Source organism: Vibrio sp. 811 (assembly GCF_033339195.1).
In genome coordinates this window covers 1-607 of sequence record NZ_JAWOUB010000600.1, presented here as the reverse complement: position 1 = coordinate 607, position 607 = coordinate 1, and the positions used below count along the sequence as shown (strand labels likewise).

Sequence of the window (607 nt, the reverse complement as noted above, 5' to 3'; positions counted from 1 at the left end):
AACAATAACGAATGATTCGGTAGTAACCCTGCACTTTACGATCAAAATGAAAGATGGTTCGGTGGCTGACAGCACTCATAATATGGGCAAACCAGCGAAATTTGTGATGGGTGACGGCAGCCTGAGTGGGAACTTCGAGCAGTGCTTGGTGGGGCTCCAATCTGGTGAGAACAAAGCGATTGAACTCAAAGCGCAAGATGCTTTTGGTATGCCTAATCCAGACCATATTCATCATATGGATCGCACCAAATTTGTTGGTGAAGCGGAAGTTGAAGTCGGTACTATCATGGCTTTCAGTGGCCCTGATGGTATGGAAATTCCGGGCATCATTACTGAGATTGCTGGCGATTCGGTAACGGTAGACTTTAATCACCCTCTAGCGGGACAAGACGTGACTTTCGAAGTCGAAATTTTGTCAGTAGAATAACCACCCCAATAAAAGATAATTTCCATGAGCAATGAAATGAAAATCCTATTAGCTAACCCACGCGGTTTTTGTGCTGGTGTTGACCGTGCGATTAGCATCGTAGAGCGTGCGCTAGAGCTGTATCAGCCGCCGATCTATGTTCGCCATGAAGTGGTACATAACCGTTTTGTGGTTGAGGGG

Annotated in this window: 1 protein-coding gene and 1 pseudogene; both read left to right on the top strand. The window is 46.1% G+C overall.

The genetic code is table 11. From position 1 onward, the window contains the following. A partial coding sequence (gene fkpB / locus R7Q46_RS28325) for an FKBP-type peptidyl-prolyl cis-trans isomerase (RefSeq protein ID WP_411978789.1) occupies positions 1–427 on the top strand: 427 nt, incomplete at its 5' end. 24 nt (positions 428–451) lie between these two features. Next, positions 452–607, top strand: a pseudogene (gene ispH / locus R7Q46_RS28320) (4-hydroxy-3-methylbut-2-enyl diphosphate reductase); the annotation flags it as partial.